Consider the following 5,884-nt stretch of genomic DNA (forward strand, 5'->3'; position numbering starts at 1 on the left):
GCTTGCGTAGATCAACCGACAGCGCCCTGGGCATGTATCAACCTCCTTGCTCGAAGGCCGTACTGAATCAGATCGCAACCGATTTGGGAATCGCCCACGATTCAATCAGATCGATTTATGCTCTATCAAAGCCGAATGGAGCGATAATGTCTTGAAGATCGTCATCCCGCATATGCCAAGAAGCGAGGAGATAACCTTAGAAGTATTCCGCGTTGGACATTCTGACGATATTCACGGCAGACTTCGCGGGAGTGGCAGCGCATATAAAGTAAGCCGACTAATTGATTTCAGGCTTAAACGATCTGTTGCATGGATTATTTTTCTAGGGGCGGTCTTATGCATCCTCGTCACCATACAGGTTGCAGGCATCGTTGCTTCACAAGCTGACGGTTCTAATACCAAGCTTGCGGAAACGCCTACGCCAAAGGTGGGCAAATAATATAATGGATAAACAGCGGAGCAATCCTTGGTGGCGCGATCCCGATCAACCGTGGTGGGGGCAACCGTTGATCTTCCCTTTTGTAGCGCCCTTCATATTCGTGCTTATCGTGGCTGTTAAGCTCGTGATGATCCCGTTTGTTCTGATCGGATCATTCTTTAACAGAAGGTAGGGTGGGGCTTTCTGCGCCAGTCACATAAAGGCGGCGTTTATCAACTCGATGAGGATTATGGGGAGGGTTATGTTGAAACGCACGTTAATTTTCTCTGCGATGGCTTTGATGATGCCTCTGGGCGCTTGCAATTCGAACCAAGAGGCTAGCGAGAATAGTCCCGAAACCGTTGACGCGTTCGTTGAGAATGGAGCTAAGGATCTGATTAAGGGGAAGCTTAAAGACCCAGATAGCGCGGTATTTACAGCCGTTGCCGTTTCGCGGAAGTCGGGCCATCCGATGGCCTGCGGTCGAGTGAATTCTAAAAACAGCTTCGGAGGTATGACCGGCCCGCAGCGTTTCGTTTCAAACGGTGGCGGGCTGGCTGTCTTGGAGGAGGAAATGGCAGACGGCGAAATGGACAAGACATGGGAGCGGTTTTGTTAACGCGATCCGACAAGGAGAACTCGCATAACAAGTGGTAATGGACGATTCTGAGGCGGGCAGTTAATGTTTAGACGGGGCACTCTTTTTATTATTGGCGCTGGGGCAAGCTGCGAAATTGGCCTTCCCTCTGGCGACGGTTTGCGAGATCACATTATCGAAGCGCTTGCACCGGAACGCGGCAACGCTACTCAAGCGTTCAAGAATCAGGCAGTTAACGACGCTATTGTGGAGGCGGTACAATCCGTTGATCGCAACGGATGGGAAAACGAAATGCGCGCTTATCGCGCGATGGCCGAACGAGTGCGTAAAGCGTTACCGCTGGCGCAATCCATCGATAACTATCTTGATGCGCATCGCGGCAACACGATCATTGAAACACTCGGCAAGATTGGGATTGCGAGTTCCATCCTCTCCGCTGAAGCAAATAGCGCATTGGTGAAGAAAGACTCAAAACGAATTCAGAGTTCGCCGTGGAGTGACAAGCTTCTAAGCAGTTGGTATATCCCTTTCATCCAGTTGCTTAATGCTGGCAGACCATTGGATGAGATAGATAATCTGTTTGATAACGTCTCGTTCGTGATTTTCAATTATGATAGATGTTTTGAGGCATTTCTCGTAGAAGCGATTACCGCATATTATCAGATCGGTGTGGCGCGAGCTAAAGCAATCATTGGCAATGCGACGATCATCCATCCTTACGGAAAGGTTGGAGACTTGCCGTGGCAAGGCGGGCTGTCCGTCCCGCTTGGCGGCGATAATAACATCAACCTACTAGAAGTCTCGCGCGAAATTAGAACGTTTACTGAAACTGTCGATAGCGGACTTGCTGCTCGAATAAAAGATGTAGTGGCTGCGGCTGAAACAATTGTCTTTATGGGATTCGGATTCCTTGAACAAAACATGCAATTGATGAGACACCATAGCGGAAACGGTAGCGCTAGGCGGGTTTTCGCAACGACGGCAGGAATTTCCGACTCTGATGCCGAGGTCGTTAAGCAAAAAATTGTTCAAATGGTCAATCGGCCAATTTACAGCAGTCAAATGTCTGACTGGCAGCAAAGCGGAGCGTTTAAGCCCTTTGTAGAACGGAAATATTGCACTGATCTGATGCGTAACAACTGGGTAAGGCTGACTCAAGAGTTGTGACGTGAGGAACCGACTGGCGAGACGTTGTTATCAAGCATACCCGTGATGTTCGGCAACAACCTTTCATGATTAGAGGTTGAGTGTCTCGCCAGCTATCTTGTTATAGCTCATATGATCAGCGGGCGCATTATTGATCCGCAGCCTTCGCCCTAAGCTCTGCCCAATGCTCCACAAGGGTGATCACCCGACCATCGGGATAATCGCTCACGGGGCGCTCATCAACGCCCGCCCATGCCTCCGCTGCCATCGCGCGCCAGTCGGTGAACTTGCCGCCAAGCGTCACGTAGCGGCTGTCGCGTCCAACGTGGGCAAGTGTCTTGCCGGGTATGGTTGCTGTCCTGCCCAGCTTGGTGATGCGTGAGCGTTCAAGCGATCGGATCGAGCCGCATCGCGAAGCTTCGTAGCCGGGATGGTTAGGGCAGGGGCGGTATTTCACGGGCTATTTAGTGGGACGCAAGACCACTGGTGCATTTGTTCTGCTTATGGCAACGGTAGTCGCTTACGCCGAGCGGAGCGATTGATGACGATCAAGATTGATGCTCACACAGAGGCCACGCTTATCGTGCGTATAGCCGAAAAGCTTCAAACTGTTCCTTGCAAAAGCACCCATCTCACGCACGAGGTTTTTGCGTGGGCCGATGATTTGATTGATGACCTGTCTGCTGATGCCCGAGCAAAAATAGACCGCTTTGTTGGCGAACGCGGCTTATCGAATCTTATTCGCGCCGAGTTCGAGCAGGATCGATCAAAGTGGCATACGTACATCAAGATTGGCGCCGGTCGTCCATTGACTCAATTTCCGTTTGTCGAAGATACTATTGGATATGCTAAAAAACTGATTGCCGTTATCAAGTCTCTTCCAATCCGATATCGGCTTACCGTTGCACTGCCACCCCACTTTTCAGCGCCGCTATTGTCTGAGGTTCCCGACGTAACGTCACTACCATCGAACATTATAATTTGTAGAGGGAGTCACCTCCCCGCGCCGTTGCCCGTGTATTCAAAGCACGAGATGGTTGATATGGGCCTATTCCACGACTGGAATAAGGGAGAGACTGTTAGCCGAGAATTCAAGGGCGATCGATTCTACTTTACTATGCCGATGAGCGGTTACGCCTTTTCGCCAATCGCGAGTATCATAGGCCGATCTTTAGAGGATCACATCAAAGCGTTTTATGGAGCATCTTTGGCAACCGGTTTCACCTCTATATCATTCGATAACAACCAAGATAAGCTCTCCTATATTGCCATTCATACTGAAGATCCGCGCGAGATAATCGCGACCGAGCAAATTGAAGAAGAGTTGCTGGGTGTTTCCGCCTTTAGTTCAACTTCTAGCTTTGCCCGTCGTAATAATTCCGACATATGGGCAGCTTATCAGACAGCGATAACCAAGGTAGGAACGATATTTAATGATAACGTTGACTGTCGCAGGCTTTTTTCCGCGTGTGTATGGTATTACCGCTCTCGCATAAACAGTCGGCCACTTGATGCGCTCCTACAAGCCACGATCGCGATCGAAGTTATGCTTGGCGATCGCAAGGCGTCCGAGGGAATTGGGCTTACCAACCTTCTTGCAAGTCGCTGCTCCTACCTGCTGGGGAGATCATCGCAGCATCGGGAGGAGATAATGGCGAACTTCAAGCGGGTGTACGATTTGCGCTCACAGATCGTCCACGAGGGGCGGCACATATTGCAAACGGGAGATCGCGAGACGGTTCGTATTGCAAATTCTTTGTGTGCTTCCATCATCCATCGAGAGTTGGACATTCGATCACGGGTTGAGAGTTAAAGCTCGTTCGAAGGGGAATGGAATGTCGAAGAAAACGGGAAAGAGCAAGCAACGCGACGATTGGGTTTACGGCATCGTTGATGCGCGCGAAACTGGTGAGATAAGCATCCGCTATGACTCGGAGAGTGGGAAGATCGAGCTTGTTGACGCGTTGCCGGGCTCGACTAAGGTCGAGCGAAGCTACAAGCGGGACGGGAAAACGGATAAAGTAGTAGCATCAATACCGCAGGATGTTCGGGCACCGTTTGATCCCGATGACGCGCTTAAAACCTTCGATAACGTCGTGGTAATGGACACCAACAAGCGCACGATAGCGGGGAAGGTGTGCGCGGTCTGTATGTCTTATGTGATTCCGGTGAAGTTGAACGAACATTCTGGTGATATTCCTTACAATCCGCTTGCTGCCTATCTTATCATCGGCGTGAAAGATGGCGTTAATCCTGAGCGGATCGGCTGGCATTTGACGCTCACCCATAACATCTTGCCCGCCTATGATCCGCTCAGGCACGGCAAAATGGCTTTGGTGACGGATAGTGAGCTTGGGCTTCACAAAGATATCAACGCACGGAATGTTGGGTACTATGGCGATAACCTTCTTCCCGATGGCATAACGCTTGTATACGCTTCCGACAAAGAAACGGACACGCTCGGCGGCATGATCCTGAAGGCCTGTCACAACGGCGCGAAGGGCATGATCGATGAATTTCGAAAACGTGTTAAGCCGTTTGAAGGTATTGCGAGGGGCGGCGACGGAAACTTTGAGGCATTTGCGCATATAAATTTTCAGCGCGGCTAAATCGGCGTTAGCTAAAGTTTCGTCGGATAAAACTTTATCACTGCTCAATTGAAACGAGGGTCGCATGAATAACAGGATGCTCGATCAATTTAACCGGATCAATGCGAGGTACACGAAGGCAAAGGAGGATGAAGAGGCGCATCTAGCTTTCAAGACGCAGCAAGCGGAAGAGTATGAGCTTAAAAAAGCTACCGCAGAGGCTTATTGGGAAGCGGCCATGATGGAGATCAAGGTCGCGATACAAGCTTTGAACGATCTCTATATCAAGGCTGAATCGCATATCGGCCTGAAGGAGATTGATCTAGGTAAATTTACCGGCTCCTCCTCCGCTGAAATCTTCTGGGATGAGACTACGCGAGGCCCATTCGAGGGAAATCTTATCTTAAAGGTAGATGCTGATATAGACGGGCAGGTTAACTTTTCTCTTCGTGATAAGCGGCGTCATGATGATGAGCCGATCAGATTCCCCGATGAAAAAGAGGCGTATCAGGCGCAAGCTGATAGTTTAACGCAAGACTTCGTTGATGAAGTCATCGGTTCATGGATTGATGCGTCAGAGCGGTAATCTGATAGGCGAGCTTAACGCTCGCCTGCTTTTCACTCATTCACTCGCTACGCGCTCGTTCATTCGTTCAAGCATGGCATAGAAGTGAAAGAGAGATAGAGATTTGATCTCTTGTGTGTTCATCATTGGAGGAAGACACAACTCTAATCCCCTGTTCCTCGAAGGGCTTATACAAACGATAACGGGCCATGAGCCAACAACTATCGACGCCACCCTAGAGCATAAATCGATCTGATTGAATCGTGGGCGATTCCCAAATCGGTTGCGATCTGATTCAGTACGGCCTTCGAGCAAGGAGGTTGATACATGCCCAGGGCGCTGTCGGTTGATCTAGTCGCCGGTGAATAACGCCCAAACCTCTGATAATACGTACTTTATCTGGCTTGTTAAATGTTGGGTTTCGCAAGGTTTGTTCTGATTCCGGCGCAAAAGCTTGCGATTTCGCGCGCGCCCGCGAAAGGGGGTTTCGCTCGGATCGAGGTTGTGATTCCTTCGTCATTGGAAAAGATCGACGAGGAATCGACATGCTGCCCAAGAAGCCCGAGCGC

At 50.1% G+C, this 5,884-nt stretch carries 7 protein-coding genes; 6 read left to right on the forward strand and 1 reads right to left on the reverse strand.

The features are described from left to right. The first annotated feature begins 151 nt into the window (after positions 1–151). The 3 genes from EWE75_RS23485 (at position 152) to EWE75_RS23495 (ending at position 2,183) form a co-directional block, all read left to right on the forward strand. Entirely contained in the window at positions 152–439 is a 288-nt protein-coding gene (locus tag EWE75_RS23485; protein ID WP_130160475.1) for a hypothetical protein, read from the forward strand. Positions 440–680: 241 nt separating this feature from the next. Further along, positions 681–1,037, forward strand: coding sequence for a hypothetical protein (locus tag EWE75_RS23490; RefSeq protein ID WP_130160476.1), 357 nt, complete (start codon positions 681–683; stop codon positions 1,035–1,037). Between the two features lie 63 nt (positions 1,038–1,100). Next, the gene (locus EWE75_RS23495; RefSeq protein WP_130160477.1) at positions 1,101–2,183 is read left to right on the forward strand and encodes a hypothetical protein; all 1,083 of its coding nucleotides are present in this window, start codon (positions 1,101–1,103) and stop codon (positions 2,181–2,183) included. Positions 2,184–2,310: 127 nt separating this feature from the next. Here the strand turns inward: EWE75_RS23495 and EWE75_RS23500 are convergent, their stop codons facing one another. After that, complete coding sequence (locus EWE75_RS23500; protein WP_130160478.1) at positions 2,311–2,619, reverse strand: hypothetical protein; 309 nt, start codon at positions 2,617–2,619, stop codon at positions 2,311–2,313. A gap of 84 nt (positions 2,620–2,703) precedes the next feature. Here EWE75_RS23500 and EWE75_RS23505 point away from each other — a divergent pair, with 84 nt between their 5' ends. From EWE75_RS23505 to EWE75_RS23515, 3 genes are all read left to right on the forward strand, one after another. Next, a complete protein-coding gene (locus EWE75_RS23505; RefSeq protein ID WP_130160479.1) occupies positions 2,704–3,975 on the forward strand; it encodes a HEPN domain-containing protein in 1,272 nt (423 codons plus the stop codon). A 22-nt stretch (positions 3,976–3,997) separates the two neighbouring features. Next, on the forward strand, positions 3,998–4,771 hold the full coding sequence (locus EWE75_RS23510) for a hypothetical protein (RefSeq protein ID WP_130160480.1): 774 nt from the start codon (positions 3,998–4,000) through the stop codon (positions 4,769–4,771). A gap of 64 nt (positions 4,772–4,835) precedes the next feature. Beyond that, entirely contained in the window at positions 4,836–5,336 is a 501-nt protein-coding gene (locus EWE75_RS23515) for a hypothetical protein (protein ID WP_130160481.1), read from the forward strand. Positions 5,337–5,884: the final 548 nt, after the last annotated feature.

The organism is Sphingomonas populi, from assembly GCF_004208535.1.
In the GTDB taxonomy this organism is placed as follows: Bacteria; Pseudomonadota; Alphaproteobacteria; order Sphingomonadales; family Sphingomonadaceae; genus Sphingomonas; species Sphingomonas populi.